The sequence below is a fragment of the Dolichospermum sp. UHCC 0259 genome, from assembly GCF_009711935.1.
In the GTDB taxonomy this organism is placed as follows: Bacteria; Cyanobacteriota; Cyanobacteriia; order Cyanobacteriales; family Nostocaceae; genus Dolichospermum.
Map to the genome: position 1 here is coordinate 1 of NZ_VIKX01000133.1, position 20,271 is coordinate 20,271.

Annotated in this window: 11 protein-coding genes and 1 pseudogene; 3 read left to right on the plus strand and 9 right to left on the minus strand. The window is 37.6% G+C overall.

What is annotated here, in order from left to right; all coding sequences use genetic code 11:
- Positions 1-11: 11 nt before the first annotated feature.
- The 5 genes from FJR05_RS10615 to FJR05_RS10635 form a co-directional block, all read right to left on the minus strand.
- Positions 12-719 carry a hypothetical protein gene (locus FJR05_RS10615; RefSeq protein WP_168644070.1) on the minus strand — a complete coding sequence of 236 codons (708 nt, stop codon included), beginning with the start codon at positions 717-719 and terminating at the stop codon, positions 12-14.
- Entirely contained in the window at positions 716-4,576 is a 3,861-nt protein-coding gene (locus tag FJR05_RS10620; RefSeq protein WP_168644071.1) for a TonB-dependent receptor, read from the minus strand. The genes FJR05_RS10615 and FJR05_RS10620 overlap by 4 nt, the downstream gene beginning before the upstream one ends.
- A complete protein-coding gene (locus tag FJR05_RS10625) occupies positions 4,573-6,126 on the minus strand; it encodes a hypothetical protein (RefSeq protein WP_371416873.1) in 1,554 nt (517 codons plus the stop codon). Before FJR05_RS10625 ends, FJR05_RS10620 begins: the two co-directional genes overlap by 4 nt.
- Positions 6,127-6,324: 198 nt before the next feature.
- Positions 6,325-6,885, minus strand: a complete 561-nt coding sequence (locus FJR05_RS10630) for a DUF11 domain-containing protein (protein WP_168644072.1) — start codon at positions 6,883-6,885, stop codon at positions 6,325-6,327.
- A gap of 265 nt (positions 6,886-7,150) precedes the next feature.
- The gene (locus FJR05_RS10635) at positions 7,151-9,676 is read right to left on the minus strand and encodes a hypothetical protein (protein WP_168644073.1); all 2,526 of its coding nucleotides are present in this window, start codon (positions 9,674-9,676) and stop codon (positions 7,151-7,153) included.
- Positions 9,677-10,799: 1,123 nt separating this feature from the next.
- Here FJR05_RS10635 and thrC point away from each other — a divergent pair.
- The 3 genes from thrC (at position 10,800) to FJR05_RS10650 (ending at position 13,243) form a co-directional block, all read left to right on the plus strand.
- Positions 10,800-12,104: a threonine synthase gene (thrC, locus tag FJR05_RS10640; RefSeq protein ID WP_168644074.1), complete on the plus strand. Its 1,305-nt coding sequence runs from the start codon at positions 10,800-10,802 to the stop codon at positions 12,102-12,104.
- A gap of 93 nt (positions 12,105-12,197) precedes the next feature.
- Positions 12,198-12,473 carry a MoaD/ThiS family protein gene (locus FJR05_RS10645; RefSeq protein ID WP_168644075.1) on the plus strand — a complete coding sequence of 92 codons (276 nt, stop codon included), beginning with the start codon at positions 12,198-12,200 and terminating at the stop codon, positions 12,471-12,473.
- A gap of 284 nt (positions 12,474-12,757) precedes the next feature.
- The gene (locus FJR05_RS10650) at positions 12,758-13,243 is read left to right on the plus strand and encodes a DUF2996 domain-containing protein (RefSeq protein WP_168644076.1); all 486 of its coding nucleotides are present in this window, start codon (positions 12,758-12,760) and stop codon (positions 13,241-13,243) included.
- Between the two features lie 552 nt (positions 13,244-13,795).
- Here the strand turns inward: FJR05_RS10650 and FJR05_RS10655 are convergent.
- The 4 genes and pseudogenes from FJR05_RS10655 to FJR05_RS10670 all read right to left on the minus strand — a co-directional run.
- Positions 13,796-17,203, minus strand: a complete 3,408-nt coding sequence (locus FJR05_RS10655; protein ID WP_168644077.1) for a helicase-related protein — start codon at positions 17,201-17,203, stop codon at positions 13,796-13,798.
- Positions 17,204-17,302: 99 nt separating this feature from the next.
- Complete coding sequence (locus FJR05_RS10660) at positions 17,303-17,686, minus strand: hypothetical protein (RefSeq protein WP_168644078.1); 384 nt, start codon at positions 17,684-17,686, stop codon at positions 17,303-17,305.
- Between the two features lie 127 nt (positions 17,687-17,813).
- Positions 17,814-18,179: pseudogene (locus FJR05_RS10665) on the minus strand (DUF4351 domain-containing protein); the annotation flags it as partial.
- 521 nt (positions 18,180-18,700) lie between these two features.
- The coding region (locus FJR05_RS10670; RefSeq protein WP_174783660.1) for an Eco57I restriction-modification methylase domain-containing protein at positions 18,701-20,271 on the minus strand (1,571 nt) is incomplete at its 5' end.

Below are 20,271 nucleotides of genomic sequence, written 5' to 3' on the forward strand. Positions count from 1 at the left end.
CCTACTTCTACCTACCCTATAAACTCTCGAAAGTGGGGGGAGAGTGAAAAACTACATTTAAAAGTGTGGGGTAAAGTAAAGGTATTAGCAATAAAAATATCTGCTGGTGGGGTACTTTCTGTAGCCCGGTGAGAGGAATTAAAACCATAAATACTCAATCCCCGAATAGTTACATTGTCAGCAGTGACAGTGAAACCACGAAAAACTTCCGCATTCTCAGCAGGTGTTAAACTCACTACAGGTTGAGGAATATTAATTTCTACCGTTGGCGATTTTTTGCTATTGTATCCGGGCTGGGTTGTTCCATCAATAATTAACCCAGGAGTAGAAAGGGGTGGTAAGACTTCTTGCAGATAAATTGTAGTTTGATTTGGTGGTAAATTAAAGCTAATTTGAGAAGCTTGACTAGGGGTAATTTGAGCCTTTTCAATATTACTTAATTGTTCTACTTTTAAACTACCATTAATTAAAGAAATAGCTTCTCGCAGTGTCAAAAATTCATCTGCTTTTATTTCTCCATCCTGATTACTATTCACTAATATTTTTGGCCCTGCTGATGAAGTTTGGGCCAAAGCAATTTTTGGTACTACTATTAATAGTAATAATGAAAAACTTAATAATTTAGAAAATCTTAACCCACGAAGGTGGGTTTTGCTTGTGTAGCTGCGATTTTCAATCGCCCAACAATGATGAATAATTTTAAATTTTAATAGCTTCATATTTTTAACTTCCCTGGTGTAGTTCCTTTAACTAAAGATTCTTTTTGTTGTTGTGGTGCAACTTTTTGTTGTCCGAAACCTTCAAATAGTTCATTGAGTTTCAGGGTTAAACCTAAATATGGACCACCTGCGGAACGAGTTCCAGAAAAGTCTCGGTCATCAACTTTACCAAAGGCATAACCAGCAGCCAGACGCAAATTAGCATTGAGATAATAACCGGCTTCTAAAACAAAACCTGTTTCTGTGTAATTACCTTGACTAATTAATCTGGTTTCCCCGACTACATCCATGCTGTATCCTAAGCGATAAGTAGCTCGGAATTGAGCCAAATTTACTGTACTTGTCCCGGCTAAATCACTAGCGAGGTAAGAGGTACTATTCCGTATGCCATATTTACCATAAAATTCCCATTGCCAATTAGGAGCATAAATAGTCTCCATTGCGAAAGTATGATCTTGAGAACCTGTGCCACTTCCTAATAGAATGGTGTCGGGAATGGTAGCAGGATTTTGGCGATATTCATAACGTAATAGGGCATTAAATTTATCACTACCAATATCTCGATAAGCTAAACCTAGTTTAAAGTTAATCGTATCTCCTAAACCAATCAATTTTTGATTGGAAGAATTGGCTTGTTGGTAACGGGCTAAAGCTGTTAAAGAGGGGGAAATTTTCCCAGTTACCCCAGCAGAAATTACTGTATTTGAACCACCCCCTGAGTTACGATATTCATATTTAGCACTGGCTTGATAACTAGGATTGTCGGTGTAGTCTAGTCCGACGCTGTAGCTATCACCGCTATTAAAGCTAATGGATGAACCTGCTTGACCAAAGGCAAAGGGTTGAGAATATTGTTGACCGGTGGCATTTTTTGTAAAGAAGCTACCAAATACGTGTTCGTAAGCGACATTTAAGCGTAATCCTGGGGCAATAGTTAACTGATTTTTTAACCCAATTGCGCCTTGAGTGGTCATTTCATTAGCGCCACCAATGATGGAATAGCGCCCGGTTACGGTAGTATCTTTACCAAATTTTTGTTCACCATTAATATTTAAACTGGTGGCGGAATTACCGTTGGCTTGACTACCATTAAATAGTTGATGAGTTAAACTGACATTGACACCAGGAATAGCTGCCCAATTCAGTCCAAAGGTGGTGCGGGCGGGATAAACGCTGTCACTTTGATTAGAGAGGCTGAGTTCGTTTTGGGCTTGGAATGTGAGACTTTTGAAAATGGGAACACTGAAACGCGATCGCAATTGTTGAGAACTACCACCCAAAGATGTAGTAGAAATCCGATCTTGGCGATCGCGGTAAATCCAGTCTAAATCTAAGTTAGCTTGACCAAACCGCTGTTGAATACCGGCTGTGATCGTTGTCAGAGAGTTATTAACTAAACTACCTGGAGTCGCTTGTGTTTGGGGAGTAAAGAGTTCTTCAAAGGTATTTCTTGGTTGGGGCGCTATGCCAAAATTGTCTTCATGGTCATACTGCAACCGCAGATTTGTACTGTTAGTTACCTTACCTGTCAGTTGCGCTCCATAACGGGTTTGTCCAGGAGAAAAACTGGTGGTAGCATTATTGGCAAATCCTGTAGATACGGTATTGTAATACGTCCGACCTTGCAAACCGGGGAAAAGAGTTCCTCTAGCATCCAAACGATAAGCTTGGCCACTTACCTGACCTGTTAGCTCGGAATTATTGCGAGAATGGGCATATTCAGCAACAATTTGACCATCGCCACCCAAGGAAATTTGGGCATCTGCACCATAAACTTCAAAGTCCCGGATACCTTGATTTTCTTGCAAATAAGTTGCACCGAACCAACTTTTTTTATCAGCACCTGGATTTAAGTTATATTGCAAACGACCTGCATAAATTTTCCCGTCTGAGTTTTTGGCATCATACTCATAGGTAACAATAATTCGGCGGACTAATATCTGTCCATATTCATCTAAAGCAGTTCGCAGAATCGGTTCTCTAAATAATAAAGTCCCCCGATCATAATCAACGTCGTAATCTGGTCCTCTGGAGAGTTTTCGCCGCTTAATTACTGTTCCGGGGCGATTGAGTTCTTCTAATTCCAGATAGACGTTTTCGCTACCTCCTGTTAAGATGCGGCGAGAGAGGAAGTAATAGCCACTTGTCCCATCTGGTGCAATAGTATCTCGTTGAAAACCCTTAACATATTGACTATAAAAACCTGTAATTGCCAGATTTCCGATATTATAGTTAGCTTTAAAACCATGCAACTGACGACTGGTAGCTGTATATTGCTGTGATGGTTGGGACAATTCTTCCGTATTGTAGTCACCCCACATAAAATAGTCGGGGTTAGCGCCGGGAATATTGGGCGATCGCTCCAACCGAGCATATACACTATCAATAGAAGGAGTAACTAGGGAAGATGTGGAACTATCCCCATAAACTGGATAGTTTTGATTATTAGATGAACCAGTTCCAAACAGATTAGTATCACAGTTGCAATCTTCATTCAAACTGCGAGAACTGTTATATGCACCAGTAAATAACCACTCCCCTATAGAACCAGTGGCAAATATAGCTGATGTAAAACTTAGTTGTGTATCGTTATCTTGATCAGGTGGGAGAAAATCACGATAGGGACTGTAATAATCTGTACCCTTTGCCCCCAATCGCACATCTATCACCCCAGTCAACAAACTCGACCGCAGTGCAGTTTCAAACTGGAGTTGAGTAAAGCCCTCTAACCCTGTTGCTGCGGCACTAATCCGCACTGTTTGAGCTTTCCTATCGGCACGTAAAGTCGCTTCAAACAGCCCATCTTTAGCTTGTACTTGGAATCCTGGTTGATCTAGTTGGAAGTCTGCACCAATAAACTCACCGGCTGTAGGCGTTAAGGTAATAACAGCATCTTGATTAGAGCGATTACCATTTTCATCTAACAGTTGTCCCTGAATTACTGTAGTGGAACGACCATCTGCGGGGATTCGCGTAGCTCGACTAACTAATTTTAATTCTGTGGGTGCGCCTTTAATGGCAACTTTAACTACTTCTGGTGGTTCTGTACTGCCCAGTATCCGCGCCGAAATAGTATTTTCCTCTGATTTTAAACTCACACCATACCAGGTTTGCGTTACCAAATTGGTACTGCTATCTGTTTCTGTCCGTCCGATTAAGTTAGGATCAACTAACTCACCATTAACTCTTAATTCTATCTGACTCCCCACACTAAATTGGAGAACAATGGTAGTAGTAGGATTATCTAAAACATCATCAGATTTAGGGGAGAGAATTTTCACTCCTTTGGCTGTTGGTGAAACTTCAGATGATGTTTTTGTCGGGTTTAAAGAATCTGGAACTGGCGCATTTTCAACTTTTTCTGGAGGTTTTAAAGAATCTGGAACTGGCGCATTTTTAATTTTTTCTGTGGGTTTTAAATCAGCATTAACAGGAATATTTTCCGTTTTTTCTGGGGTGGAATTAGCAAAATCCAAAGATCCAGCCACAGGAATATTTTCTGCTTTTTGGGTTGTCTCAATTATGGGTGATGGAGACTTGCCAGGATTGTTAAAATCTAGAGATCCAGCTAGAGGAATATTTGGCGTTTTTGGGGCTGTATCTATAGGTAATTGGGTTACAGGAACAGCAGTTTCTTCTGCCTTCTCTGTAATTTTTGGTTGAGAATTAGCAGCATTATTTGTACTTTCTTTGCCACTAATTTCATCACCTACCTGAGTTGGCGGTTCTGCTGGCTTTGCTTCAGTTGTACTTTCAGCTTTAACTAAATTATGAGAGAAAAGAAAGCTAAAAACTCCAGCAATAGCTGTCACTAATCTCAGATTAAAAATACCAGGACGGCGAAGTTTTAGTTTCATTTTGTTTCCTCCTCCTGGAATGTCGGAGTGACAGCAAAGTTCATTCTTACCATCCCCCCAGGTTCTACACGCACCAAGCGAGATTGGCTATTACGTTCATTAAATTTCCGATTTGGAGCTAGGGTATATCCTGGTAAACTACTCAAGTCTAATACCCCTGTATGCGCTCCTGGTAAAACATTAGCTAGGGAAAATAAACCATTGGGATCTGTGATGATGCGATTACCATTTTCGAGATAAATTACCGCATTTGGTATTCCTGGTTCTCCTCGTTGTTGTTCTCCATCAAAGTTTTTATCAACAAATACCCGACCAATAATTATCCCGCAACTACTGGTAATTCCCGGACGGACTTTTAAATAATGGGTTGCTGGTCCATCAGTCACAGTTAAATTATTATCAATTCGTTGTGAAGTAGCGATCGCACTATTTCTTCCTGTTCCTCTTTGAGCATCATTAGTTAATTGCACTGCATAAGCTATATTGACAGTTTGATTACTATTCAGATTTGTCGGGATAGTAAAAGTCACCGTATTCCCATTGCGAACAGTGGTAATAGCTACGGATTGTCCATCTATTTCTCCTCGGACTGAATTAGGCAAAAAGTTGAAACCTATTGGTAAAGTATCTGTCACCGACACATTTTTTGTGGCTGCTTCCGATGTATTTTTCACAGATACACGATAAATAGCCGTATCTCCTGGTTCTGCTGTTGCGCGATCGCCTGTTTTCGTGATCCGCAGTTGATTTGGTTGACACAACTTAGCCTGAAAATTCAGCGCCAACAGACTTAATGATTGAGTTGCGGCATTATTGACCAACACCTCTTCACTTGTAATAGTTGTGCTATTATCAGTCACACTAATCGGTTGACCATTGAGAGAAGTGGCTCGATACCTAACAATATTATTTGTATTACTTAATATTTCCAGCTTAATACGTTGTTCTTGAAAGATAGAATTTGCCGGTGGATTAACTACAAAAATATAGGTTTTGCCCACATCAATTTGACCCTTATTAGCATCCAGCAAAAAATTATATACCCCTTTAAAATTTGCAGGGCTATTTACAATAAAATAAGGATTAGTATTTTGACTATTTGGTTCAAGTCCTGCGGGTACATTATTATTAGGAACGTCTGGCACTTCTGTGGTTGTTAGGGAAACCAACTGTCCTAACTCCGTACCTGTAGCACCAAGCGGTTCATAAACCCCCACCGAAAACCCTGTATAGTCATCTAAAAGCGTCCCTCCACAACCGAAAATTCTGCCTAGAGGATCAACCAATTCATTATTCGCTTGGATAGGAACAGAACTTCCTTGAATTGTGATTATACTATTTGATTTAGCATCCGGATCTGTGTAGCTATAAGTATAAGCAGCCTGATTGACTAAATCAAATCTTCTGACGTTTCCTGTTTCCTGTCCTCTAACAATTACAGGCGTGGTAGCTTGCAAGATGCTTCCTAACAAAATACTAGCTGTTAATTTTTTGCAACAGCCACCTTGAGAAGTTAAATAATTTTTGATTAGCCAATAAATATTCACGATTAGAAAGCATCTTCGATGAAATGACTTAGTTAATTTTGATAGTTTTATAGTAAGCACCCACCAGCCAGGGAATAAATTCCCTGTCTTATAGCTCAAGTCCGTTAAAACGGACTAATAAGTTTTTCTAGTATTTAGTCATCTTCAGATGACTTCTGCTATGAGACTGGGAATTAATTCCCAGTTGGGTTATGGGTTTTACTAGCGGACTTGAGTTTCATAGGTTGCTGTCACAGTTGCTTTTCCTGGCACAGATGGAACTTGGATACGAATATGAGTATAAGCTGTTGCTGGTGCAGGCTCAATCTCTACCTTACCTTTGCGGGTCACTTCAACAGTGGGATTTTCTACAAAAGTGCGTTGATTATCAATGCTATAGGTGATTTTACCATCATTAGAAGTCCTCGTTGATTTCAACACATACACCATTTGTTTAGGAATAGGTTGATTAAGAGTTAAGTTTTTAATAGGTCTATCACTCTTATTACTTCCTGTTAAAGTATATTGCAATATATCCCCAGGTTTAACAGATGCTTGACCCTGCAAAGCTTCCCATGTCTTAACTTCCTTACCCTCTTTGTCTTTAACAATCACTTGTTTTTTTGCTTCCAATCGTAATTCCAGTTGGGGCTTCTTATTATTACTTTGAGCAACTGCACTGGTAGACTGCCATACAGGTGCTATTCCTGGAACTTGATTAATAAAAGGTACAGTCCCAACTAAAACAAATGCACTTAAACTAGCTATAGAAAAACGTTTCATATTTATATTCTCTTTTAATTCAATATCAGTCATCAACAAAGGAAATAGATATCACCATTTCCCGTAGGTTGGGTTAAGCGACAGCGCAACCCAACGCATTTCAATACTGTTCGGTTAGCGAAATGTAGGTTGGTTTAAACGATAGTAAAACCCAATAAATGCTTACAAATGTTGGGTTTCCTTGCGTCAACCCAACCTACATAACTGACACTTACACCCCTAGTGGTAGAGGCAATCCTCCTATGATTGCCCCTAATATGGTGTTCTAGTTCACCTTGCGTTGGAAAGTAAATGTTCTCGCAGCAGAACCTGGTGCAATCTGTCCAGTCACACTATTGACATATCTGGTAACATCAGTAATTGAAGTCACTCCAGTTACGTCACCAGTAGGAGTAGTTGCAGGATCACCATTGAAGAAGGTGATGGTTGAAGCTCCAGAATCAGTCGCCGAACCAACAACGTTACTGGTGTCAATCTGCTGATTGAGATCGTTATCTCTAGCCCAGTTGTTTGGTGCTAACACACCATTCTCAGTAATTACAACTTTGTCAGCATTCAAAATCACATTACCTGTTCCTACTACAGGGGTAGAAATATTTTTGTAAGTAATCCGATACTCAATAATATTTCCTGGCTGAGGTCTCTTCTGAGCAGTACTAAATGTGCCATCTGTACCATTTATTGCCGGACCTGTTCCCTGTAAAAGTCTTGATGTTTTCAGCAGTTGCAAGAATCCAGTATACACCCGGTCAATAGTGATGTTATTAGCCTCTCCAGCAGTTACTAAACCATCAACAGTGACAGTATCAATAAAAGCTGTAACAGGTACGGGGAAACCACGTTCCATATTTGTATCGGTTGATAGTGCAGTAGGATTAGGTAAGTCAACGCTCACACCATAGCTGTCTGTAGCATTACTAGCGACGTTATCAATTCGCACTGGGTTACTGGCAGTAATTGGCAGACCACCAACTGTACCTACTCCACTACCAGGAACGAATGTAAAGCCAGTAGCGTTATTGTAGGTGTAAGCAGCTCTCAAGCTTTGATAAGATATCGTTACCAGTGTATCATTTGGCAAATCAGTTGCTGTTGCTGGTGCTGTTGGTAACAAAGAGATATTGGCAGCACTTCCACCAGTATTCTTCACCGTGTTAGTAAAGGTTACTGGCGATGGGTTAATTGTACTACCAGGAGCAACGAACTCGTCAATTATTGCGGATTTGTTAGTAAAATCATCATTGTTATTAGTTGGACCAACAGCATCCGGTGCATTATTTGGTCCATTTACCAGCGACACAGCGTTAGGGACTGAGATATCTAAGGTGTTGTATTCACCATTACCATCATTCGCCGCACCAGTGTTATTGTTCGCTGGGTCAGTTCCACTGGCTGCTTTTGTATTAAAGCCATTGTCTGGTGTATTTACAAAGGTTGTACCGTTGTAGTTACTTGGAGTTTGGTCACCGGACGCATCATAAACGAGTACATTGTTTGGATCTCCAGAAGTTTGACCAAACACTTGAGCAATGTTGTCAATAGTAGTTGCTGTTGTTGCGGGTAAGGGTATAGAACTGGTTACAACTTGGATACTAAAACCACTAACAGTTACCCCTGGTGAAACAGAAGTGATAGTAGCAGGATTGTTAATAAAACCGACTCTTCTCACTGTATTTAATGCAGGTGCGTTAGTTGTCCATGTAGCTGCGTTAGCATTTATAGTAGTTGGGTCTTGAGTGGAGTAAACTACTTGCCAACCTGTAGGAGCAGTAGGAGTGCTATTAAGCACTGTATTGGCTGGAACAGCATCGGAAACTAAAATGCGAGTGGCCGCGGCTGCCGCAGTACCAGTAGTAGTAGTAGTGGTATCAAGTTGGATACTTGTACCAATTAAAGGTGCTGGTATCTGACCACTATTGGTGACATCATTGTCCTCGACTCGCAAATTCAAACCATAGGTGATCACATCGTCATTAAGTACGGCTGTGCTGCCAGGAGCGTAAGCTGTTCGAGTTTTGAGGATAGTTGCTAAAGCCTTGATTTGCGGAGTAGCCCCTACTGTAGTATTTTGGGTAGCGCTGGCTTCTCTAACACCATTGATTGGAGCGCCGTTTACTGGGTCAGCATCTACTGTGAAAACGTCTCCACCATCCGCAACACGGGCTTGGTTTTGAGCATCCCCTGGAGTTTGACCTAATCGAGCGGTAATAGTTTCTCCTGCTACAGCACTATTTTGCACGGTAACAGGTACGCGCACCAGCACACTACCATTAACTGGGACAGCGGCTGTAGTGAGTCCACTTGTAGGTACGTTTATCCAGTTTGTACCACCATCAGTGCTATATTGCAATTGACCAGGAGTGGTTGATCCCGGTAATGTACCCGAAACTGTTACAGGACCTGTTGTTGTAGATACGTTAGGAATCTGGAATTGGGTTGGAGAGTTACCGACGTTGGTTACTGTGAATGTATAGGATAGGAAATTTCCTGGTTGAACAGCACCACCGGGGTTTGTGAGGTTGTTAATACCAGAACCTGTTACGGTAATACCAGCTACTTCAGCTATAACAACCCTGACAGTGTTAGAAGTTGAATTGATTGGTGTGTTAGGAACGTTAGGATCTTCGTAGGTCGCTGTTGCTCTGTTATCAATCTGTGTCCCAGCAGTAGTTCCTTCAGCAAAGGCAGGGGCAACAAAGGGGAAGAAGCCGTTAGCGATAAAGGCTGTGGCTATTAAGGAGCGGAATAATTGAGATTGTTTACGGGATAAGAACTTCTTAGGAGTTTTCATTGGGATGTGTATATGTAAGTAGGTGAACAAAATAAAAATGAGGGGTATTGCGTTTTATAAAATGGCTGAAACTCAATCAGAATATCGCATTGAGACAACTTTACATACCGTTACATACCTTTAAATTTTCCTGTTGACCTACTTACTAGCTGGTTTAATAGTCTGTAATAATCCTGCTTCAGATATTTGAATCATCCATAAGGATTACAGATATGAATATCCAATAGACCCCTTTGCCATCCTATTTGGATGGTTCGGAAAGTAGGAAATTGGAGTTACTTGTCCCTTAGAAATCGGACATAAAGAGGTTTGATGTTACTGTCTATCTGTCGAAACGGTTATACCGATTCTGGAGTATTCGCTACTTCACTTAGTATTTACTGATTTTCTCACTGTATACAGCAATTGTGAAAAAATTGTGGAAGATTTACTTAAGTAAGGCGTTGTATTTACTTAAGTAGCAAATATTGGCAAACTAAGCTAATTTTTCCAAGTTTTTCCAAGTTTTTCATCCTCAATACAAATAGATTTATTTGTATATCTTGACTTCGCCTAACTATAAATCACATACAGTGTTTTTGCATAGAGTCACCAATACTTTAAATACTTAGAATAGAAATAGGTTAAAGAAAACATTATCCCTGGCAATAATACTCTCAGCACTTATTTGTATAACTTGTCCTACATGAAAATAATGTCAGTATTTCTTGTGTTTAAATAAGAATAAATTTATCAATAAAAATACTTATGTTATTAGCTATTAACATGGCTATAAAAGCAATTTGCATAAAATATGTATGTAAATATACTTTATTTTTCTGAAGTTATTGCTTTTACTAAAGGAGTATATTGTAATATTTATGGAATGACTTAATTCATATATGCAAATCATAAAATGTAATTTCTGCATGGAAGATTGCACTATTTACATATTTAATGGGCTATTCTTTATGGAATCTTTATACACAAAAATTCATTAACGGAAAATTAACCACAAGTACAACTATCTACCTGAATCCTGTTTTGATCAAACCCGACAAAAATAGTCGGGTATGTTTGACGTGGATTTCGCCGCGTGCTACTATCATTCCAAAGTTGACGGATACCCAGGGAAAGCAAGATTATGACTCAGGCGATTACAAACCTCAACCAAGCGAACACTTCTATTCTCAAGGCTTTGAAGTGTAAAGAGTGTGGAGCGGAATACGAACTCAAGGCTACTCATGTATGTGAGTTGTGTTTTGGACCGTTGGAAGTCAAATATGATTACAATGTTCTCAAGAGCTTAGTGAGTCGAGAAACGATTGAAGCTGGGCCTAATTCGATTTGGCGCTACCGCCACTTTTTGCCCGTTGCTACAGATAATTTTATAGATGTTGGTACAGGGATGACTCCCTTGGTGCGTTCTCACCGTTTGGCTCGTCGCCTGGGTCTAAATAAACTTTATATTAAAAATGATGCCGTTAATATGCCCACCCTGAGCTTTAAGGATCGGGTGGTGTCAGTTGCCCTCAGTAGAGCGAGAGAATTAGGTTTTACGACTGTTTCTTGTGCTAGTACAGGTAACTTAGCAAATTCTACAGCAGCGATCGCAGCCCATGCCGGTTTAGACTGCTGTGTGTTTATTCCTTCTGACCTAGAAGCTGGTAAGGTAATCGGTAGCTTGATTTATAGTCCAACTCTGATGGCTGTGAAAGGCAACTATGATCAGGTTAATCGTCTTTGTTCGGAAGTTGCTAATACTCATGGTTGGGGTTTTGTGAATATTAATTTGCGTCCCTACTATTCCGAAGGTTCTAAGACATTAGGTTTTGAAGTTGCAGAACAACTAGGTTGGGAATTACCAGATCATATTGTTGCACCTTTGGCTTCTGGTTCTCTGTTCACCAAAATCTATAAAGGTTTCCAAGAATTTGTCGAAGTTGGTTTAGTAGAAGCGAAAGATGTCCGTTTCAGTGGCGCTCAAGCAGAAGGTTGTTCTCCCATTGCGACAGCATTTAAAGAAGGTAGAGACTTTATTCAACCAGTTAAACCTAACACAATTGCCAAATCAATTGCGATCGGCAACCCCGCAGACGGCGTATATGCTGTAGAAATCGCCAATAAAACCAATGGTAATATTGAATCAGTTAATGATGCCGAAATTATCGAAGGTATTAAACTCTTGGCAGAAACCGAGGGCATTTTCACAGAAACCGCAGGTGGTACAACCGTTGCTGTTCTCAAAAAATTAGTCGAAGCTGGTAAAATTGATCCAGATGAAACTACAGTGGTTTATATCACTGGTAATGGCTTGAAAACCCAAGAAGCAATTCAAGGTTATATTGGCGAACCTTTGACAATTGATGCCAAACTGGACAGTTTTGAACGGGCTTTAGAAAGATCCCGCACACTTGACCGCTTAGAATGGCAAGAAGTTACAGTTTAGTCATTAGTCAGTGGTCATTAGTCATTAGCAACGGACAACTGACCACTGACAATCAATCGCTGACAACCAACAACCGATAATTGACAATTAATTATGCCCGTAAAAGTTTTAGTCCCTACCGCTTTGCAAAAGTTTACAAACAATCAAGCTGCTTTAGAATGTAGCGCTAGTAATATTTCTGGATTATTAGATTCCTTAGAAGTAAGCTGTCCTGGTATTAAAGCGCGTTTGTGTGATGATGAAGGAAATCTTAGACGGTTTTTGAATTTCTATGTCAACAGCGAAGATATCCGCTTTTTGGATGGGGCAAAAACAGTCCTTAAAGATGGAGATGAAGTGAGTATTGTTCCCGCTGTTGCAGGTGGTTGAAATATTTATTGGGGTTTAGGGTATGGGTTTTTGAAAGTCCCAAATTACCCATTACCCAATTGTATGGTTTTTTAAAAGAAAATGCTATTTGCAAGCGATCGCTAATTATACTTAATTCCATAATTAATCTTGTTAACTTTACGCCAACATTGCATTCCCATTATAGCATTAGCCATTACCAATCTAAAATAGATAGAAAGTATCAGATAATCGTTATATATAAATAGTTGTGGCCATGCTCTGGTATGTCAAAATGGAAATGATTGACTACCCCAAAATGAGCAATGGCAGAAGAAACTAATCAGAATCAAGCGGGTGATGTGGGTTCTAATCCTGCTGCAACTGCCCCAGAAAAGCCCTCAGCAGACGCGAAAGCTGCCAAAAAGGAAAAAGCACCAGCTTTGGAAGATAAGCCTTTTCAAGAGTTTATGCAGCAGCACTACCTCCCAGCATTGCAAGAAGCAATTACTAAAGAAGGTGTACCAGATGTCAAGCTGACTTTTGCAAGACAGAAGTATCCTATTATTGGTTTTAACTCAGCGGAAGAATGCTGGCAAGTTATCGGTTCTTGGCAAGGGGGACAGCGCCAGTTTAACGTATATTTCCCCGACGAAAATATTCAAGGGAAAAAAGGTTTTTCCTGTCATGAAGGTAAAAAACCGAGTACCCTAGAATCATTTTTAATTGATGAGCGCAAAACTACCCTAGAATTATTGGTATCTCGGCTAGTGTATCGCTTGAATGGACAAAAGTGGCTAGGTAGAAATTAGTCAATAGAATAATAAGTCACGACTCCAGAAATGGGGTCGTTATTTTCTGTCTGCATCAGGATTTTCAGAATTTAGGGATTTTTGTTGGAATTTATTCAGATTCGTCGCTTATCGGTTTTTGAGCAGAATGTCGTACAAAAAGAATTTGGGATCTTGCGTCTCTTTTATGGTAAAAACTAAAATTACTAAAATTCAATTCCGATAAATTTAAATCATTAAAGCTGAAAACTCTATCCCTGTAACCCACATTCCGCAGGTATTTTATTTGACGGATAATGACTTTTGTTCTTCCCTCCCCTGCTCCCCTGCTTGCCTTCACCCGTCATTTTTGGATTGACAGACTACTAGTTTGCATCGACTTGTGTGTACACCGTAGCCTTGCTTGCGGGGAGGGGCTAGGGATGGGGGGTTCATTAAGGTTTTTAAACCCACGCAGGCGGTCACTGAGCTTGCCGATAGCGTAGCGTGGCGTTAGCCATAGTGTGGGTTTCGCCTGTGTAGACGCGGTTTCTAACTGCCCAGATATGTATGAATTTACACTGAGAGAGCTTTTTACCCACTCACTGACTTTTCAAATAACCCTAATGAACAAATAATTTGCGCTTCCTGTTGTCTATCATCAGGATGAATTACACACAAAGAATTATTATCACGTAAAGAGATAATCATCGTTACTAATTGTTCATCACTAATCCCACTTTTAAACTGACGATTAAGTTTAATAACAGTAGTTTCCTTTAAAGGATAAAGATAAATTTCCTCAACAGCTTTTTTCAAAGTTTGCCAATCTTCACCTGATGAAAATAACGGGGTTTCTGTCTTCTTAATATAAGCATCTAATCTATAATATGTTCGATATCTTGCCCCTTTAGAGCTTCCTAATTGTCCGCCACTTGTTTTGTGCTGTTCCAACACCAAATCAGCCCCTTGAGAGACAATTTCATGATGTTGGGGATGCTTTTCTAAAGGGGGTGTATCCCGGTTACATCTAGCCATTCTCAAAATTCTCATTTGCGATTGAGTTACACTTTCTCCTTCCTTATTTATCCAAGCTAAAGCATCTGTACCATCAGCAGTGCGAAGATACATTAACACCCCTTCAGGATCTAAATTTGTTCCTTGATATTCCCGCGTAGAATAGATAACATTAGGCAGATTTTTAATAATTTTTTCTAAATCAGGATCAGCATCTATGGCATTTTTCCAAATTTGAAAAGCTTCTGAAGTTAGATCAACTTCTCCATCTTCTGCTTCATCTAAAATACCAGATTTTTCATGATAAAGATCAAGTATTTCTTGATAGGAAAAAGTGTCTTCAAAAAATGCCTCATCTGTTCCCACCACATTAGCATTTTCTTGTAATCTTTCCCCTAATCTTCCGCGCAGATTAATTAATTCTTCAACTCCTTCCGCAGGTAAAAAGGAATAACAGAGAATTTCTGAAGCTTTTTGGCCAATTCTATCTACTCTTCCCGTTCTTTGAATTAAACGAATAATTGCCCAAGGTAAATCATAATTAATAATTATCCGACAATCTTGTAAATTTTGCCCCTCACTTAAAACATCGGTAGCAATTAAAATTCTGATTTGGTGTTCTTGAGTAATATTTTGTTTATTACTTTCAGGACTAAAACGATATGCTAATATTGTCGGATCATTTATTTTCCCCGTTACCAAAGCAACTTGTTGAATATCCTCCTTTTCTAAAGACTCTTGTAAATAACGCGCTGTATCCGCAAATTGAGTAAAAATCAAAATTTTCTCATCTGGATGAATTTCTGTGACTAATTTTTGCAAAGTTTGAAATTTTTGATCTTGTTGATAACTCCATTCTCCGCAATTATTTAACAACTTCAATAAAGACAAAGCATCTTCTCGTAAATGTTTTTTTAAGTCAGCATTAAATAATCGAGAATTTAACCATTTAAACCGTTTTTCATATTTGCTTTGATAAAGTTCATAAATAGTTTTTGCTTGACGTTTATATTCTGTATCTTTATTAATTAAACTGACAAAACTAATCTCATCACTTTCATCATTTTCATCATCAGCTATTTCAAAATCTAAAGCTGTAGAATTAACCGTATCAATATCTTCATCATTATTATCAGGATCTAAAAATTCTGCATCTTGTGTACCGATAGGAATATCTAACTTATTTTCTAACGCATAAAGATAAACATAATTCCGTAAAATATGCCGTTCTAAAGACTCTAAAAAAGCAATTCCACTACTTTCCAATCTTTTAAATAAATTCGTGCGACAAAAACCCATTAACCGTCTTCCCGCGCGAGATAAACCATTTAAAATCTGTTGTTCTGTTGCTGTGGGAGGTTGTTTATATTTATCTAAAGTGTAATTTCCCAAACCGTAACGGGGTAAAGATAGAGAATTGATAATTTCGACAACTTCACTAGCATATAATTTTCCATAATGATCACTTTCTGGATTACTAATAGTGAATTTAGCAGTTTTAGGAATCCGCACAGGAAAATAAGAACGACTACCATCAGAAAATTGTAAATATTTACGTCCATTTAAAGGATCTGTTTCTGCATAATTATTTTTGATAAAACTGCGAGTTCTCCTAATCATATAGCGATTCATCAATTGTTGCCAATCTTCAAAATATTCGCTTTTTTCAAATGCTGCTAAAGTTCTCACGTCGGTTTGGGGATGTTTGCGTTTAAACTCCATTTCATTCCCCAATTCTCTGATTAAATGTTCGGGTTTAATCCCCAAATCTTTGGATTCAGGAATAAATAACCGTAACTGTGCAGATAAATCAAAATAGCTTTTATTGTAAGGAGTTGCAGTCAGTAAAATACACCGACTTCCGCTTTGTTCTATATATTCCTTAATAGCTGCATAACGTTGTCCATCTCGATTTCTTAAATTATGACTTTCATCTATTAAGACTAACCGAAACCGCGCGGGAATTGTGGGTAAGATTTTACTAACTTGACTAATAGAAATTACTGCACCTCTTAAACCATATTCTTCTCGATATTTTTCCCACATAGAAACGAGATTTTTTGGACAAATAATTAAGGTACTAATCCCAAGTTCCTCTTCAATAATTTTCGCTATAGCTGTTCCAACTAATGTCTTTCCTAATCCTACGACATCCCCAATCATCACCCCACCGCGACGGTTCACATAATGCGCGGCTATTTTCACCGCTGCTGCTTGAAAAGGAAATAATTGAAAGTCGGAAGGGATTTGATATTGACTCAAACCATCTCGCGCTTCCTGAGAGAGATGATAAGCCATTTTTAGATACACATAATAAGGATCAATTAACTTGTCTGTTGCCCAACTTTCATCTATAATTTTTATTAATTCTTGAGAAATATCTAAACAAAAGTTATCTTCCCAACGTTCATTAAACCAAGTTTGTAATTTATTTGTGGCATCATGATCTAAAATATCAACATTCAGTTCTCCTTGAGATGATAAACCTGAAAAGGTTAAATTACTACTTCCTAAAAAACCGATAGCGGGTAAATTGGCATGATTTTGAGGAACTAAATATAATTTCGCGTGGAGAGGATGACGTAAATAGAGTTTAACAACTACTTTTTGAGATTTTAATTGTGATTTAAGTCTTTTTAAACCCAATTCATCAGCATTATTTGGTTTTCCGATCATTAACTGTTGTCGAAATTCCTGAACTATGCGTTTTTGCAGTTGAGAAGATTTACTTCTATCTATGGGTTTCTGAGATATTCCTAAACCTAACATTTCATGAAGTTCATCTTTGGGTAATCTTTGCATTCCAATTAATAACCGACAACAATTATTTTCTCCTCCGCTAAATTGTTCAATTTCCTCTTGAATTAATTTCCATCCTCGCAGGTTGAAATAACCGACACAAAAATCAGCCCTATTTGCAGATTGGAGGCTTTTTTTGAGGATAGGTAATAGTTGATCATTTATATTATCAAAAATCCGGGGCATAGTTTTTTATATTAGTTAATTGTCAGAATCAGGATATCCAGGATTTAAGGATTTCCAGGATGGAATAGATATCTGAATTTTAGCCAAGTTAGCAAAGATTTATTTCTCAATTTCCTTAAATTGTTTAGTATTCGCTAAAAATTCTGTTTCATCTTCTTCTCCCCATGTTCCCGCAAGATAATCTAAATCATGATAAGGATAAGAATTAGATACATTTTTTTCTGATTTAGTTATTTCAACAGCCGCTTGTAGCAAATCATCTTCTGTTTCCAAAGTTTCTAACCATTTAGTGTCAAATTGTTGGGTAATTTTTTGGGAGATAATTTGATATTGATTATCTAAAATACTGCGATGAATAGATAAAATTTCCTTTTTCTCACTATGAGTTTTATCTATGAATTCTTTAAGTAATTGATAAACCTCATCAAGTTTTTCTTCAGGTATATTGTCAATTTCTGCTTGAATCAATTGTTTAACAGTCATGGTTTTTACTCCTGTTGCTAATTTTGATATTATAGCACATTTTCAGATCCCCGACTTCTGATATCAAGTGAAAATTTATTCACAAGATTTATCAAAGAAGTCTGGGATATTTAATTATCATCAAATCTTAATCTGCAACTTTTGCTAACCAAGCAAGTAAATCATCCACATTATTAAAATCTAATAATGCTTCACTCAACTCTTCTAAAATATGTAAGGATAAACCAGCAACAGAACCGCGTATTTTCGGCGATATTTCACCAAACCGCTTACTCAATTGTCGCATAATTAAATTAAAAGTTGCTTCTTCTAGTCCTTCTTCTCGTCCTTCTTTTCTTCCTTCTTCTTTTCCTTCTTCTTTAATTTCTTGATAAACTCGTGTTTCTTTGAGTGTGATTCCTAACATAGATTCTACCTCTTGACGGTTGAGATTTTCAAACTTGTACATCATGATAGTTGTGATCATTTCTATTATGACGCGATTTGATGATGATGGTTATTTTCTAATTCATTTAAGTGTATTTTATAACCACCAGGAAATAAATTTCCTGGCTAATAGCTAAAGTGCGTTAAAACGCACTCCTTTAAATTAATTTAATCAAAGATCACACATTATTCTCTAAACAGAAAAAACCAAAATATCTAGTCGGTTTAAACCGACTTTAGCTATTAGACAGAGAATTTATTCTCTGGCTTTCTGGCTTTATTGTTGGAATAGTTTGTAAAAGATTGTATCTCGACGCATAACATAAATAATTTCTATTAATTAATTGTTTGATTATTATATCAAAACATTGTTGATTTATTGGCTTCCACAACCACCATGAAATGAATTTCATGGCTAATAGCCAAAGTTTACTAAAGTAAACTGAAAATTTAGACAATTATTAGTCATCTTTAGATGACTTTCGCTATGAGACTGGGAATTAATTCCCAGGCGTTTATCGGTTTTATATTAATTTAACAAAAACTAGCATTGTGCTAAACCCCTAGGTTGACGTTATTAATTAACCCTTAAACCATATCCCGATAAGCCTTTAAAGCCGCATCTTTCACCGTTTCCGCAACAATGGGAAAGGTACTCAATATGTGACTAAATTCCCCTTCTGTTAACCCATATAAATGGGCAATTATTCCATCTAATTCGGCGCGGATTTTCCCTCTTTCTCTCTCGTCTGTAACTCCGTTTTTATGACTTCCTAAACCCACTTCTTTCGCTAATTCATCATATTCTGGTGTTGTACAGATTAATTTAGCCGCACGTTCTACTATTTCTTGAAAATATGCGTCTTTTTCTGTTAATCTGGGAACAGAAATTTGGTTAATTAAACCAATTGTCACATTATTATTAAGGCGACTCCGAACTTGAAAATCAACGACAAAAGAACAAAATAAAGCACAAACAAAAATTAATTCCTGTTTTTTATTTTCTTGAATAACTCCATAGTTTACAGAATTATCACAAAAGTTATTAGGAGGAATAATAGTAGAAATTAAACTTCTTTCATTGGTTGCACTACTAATACGACGTTGAAGTAATCTATAATCATTACAATCCAATTTCTGATTACCTAAAGCAGTTTTTCCCGATAACCTTTCTGTTCCTTTATTGATATTAATATAATATTGAGGTTTAGCAAATTGATGATTAAAATGATGAATCATTCCCCCTGAATACATAGGAGTATTGTCAGAAGCTGGTTGAGATTCAAATAAGTCGCTAGTAGCAGTTTTATCTAATTCTGTTGTTAGCTTGAAATTCCATTTATCTTCTATTTCTTCACCCAACAAAGTAAACTGACTTATTTTTTTTGCTATTTGAATATCTAACTCAGTTTTAAACTCCATTAGTGATAAAGAATCAGGAGATAACTTACGAATAGTATCAACATTAATTTCAATTAATTCAGATTCATCATGTAAAAATCTTTCTAAATCTTCTTTCCTAATTGCTTCTCTAGGGTCAATCCGAAAAGTAGCTTTAAATGATTGGGTTTCATGACCTTTTTCAAAATCTAATAAACAAAATTTAAACCGATGATCAACTCCTTCAAAAATAAATCTTTCATTAGACAGACTAAATAATTTACCAATGGAAGTTTGAGAAAATAACATTTCTCTAAGTTGTTTATTTGATGCGTCTGTATAAATACTTGTAGGAATAATAATTCCACAATATCCATATTTTTGAAGTAAATTAAAGCATTGTTCTATAAATAATGTATAGAGATTTATTTTACCAGATATATTTCTTCCATTAACAATAGATTTTTGATTGCGATATTGTTCGGCATTTTTAAAGTAAGCACTAACATGAGGATAACCACTACAATAATCTAACCATGCTTGACGCATTTCCTCATCTTCCATGAATTTATTAAATTGTTTAGTCCATGCTTTTATATCTAATTTCTTTTTCTGAATTAAATTATCAAATTGTTGAAAGAACTCTTTTTCATCAGTTTGAAATACTTCCCAAGGAGGATTACCTAAAATAATATCAAAACCACCTCTAGCAATAATTTGATCAAAATGATAACCCCAATGAAAAGGTTTCGGCTCTTGCGCCTCTTTTATGGAGAAAA

Coding starts and splice junctions, on each gene's coding strand:
- FJR05_RS10650 (WP_168644076.1), top strand. CDS start 12,758: ATGGCAGAAGAAACTAATCAGAATCAAGCGGGTGATGTGGGTTCTAAT.
- FJR05_RS10620 (WP_168644071.1), bottom strand. CDS start 4,576: ATGAAACTAAAACTTCGCCGTCCTGGTATTTTTAATCTGAGATTAGTG.
- FJR05_RS10615 (WP_168644070.1), bottom strand. CDS start 719: ATGAAGCTATTAAAATTTAAAATTATTCATCATTGTTGGGCGATTGAA.
- FJR05_RS10645 (WP_168644075.1), top strand. CDS start 12,198: ATGCCCGTAAAAGTTTTAGTCCCTACCGCTTTGCAAAAGTTTACAAAC.
- FJR05_RS10660 (WP_168644078.1), bottom strand. CDS start 17,686: ATGACTGTTAAACAATTGATTCAAGCAGAAATTGACAATATACCTGAA.
- thrC (WP_168644074.1), top strand. CDS start 10,800: ATGACTCAGGCGATTACAAACCTCAACCAAGCGAACACTTCTATTCTC.
- FJR05_RS10635 (WP_168644073.1), bottom strand. CDS start 9,676: ATGAAAACTCCTAAGAAGTTCTTATCCCGTAAACAATCTCAATTATTC.
- FJR05_RS10655 (WP_168644077.1), bottom strand. CDS start 17,203: ATGCCCCGGATTTTTGATAATATAAATGATCAACTATTACCTATCCTC.
- FJR05_RS10630 (WP_168644072.1), bottom strand. CDS start 6,885: ATGAAACGTTTTTCTATAGCTAGTTTAAGTGCATTTGTTTTAGTTGGG.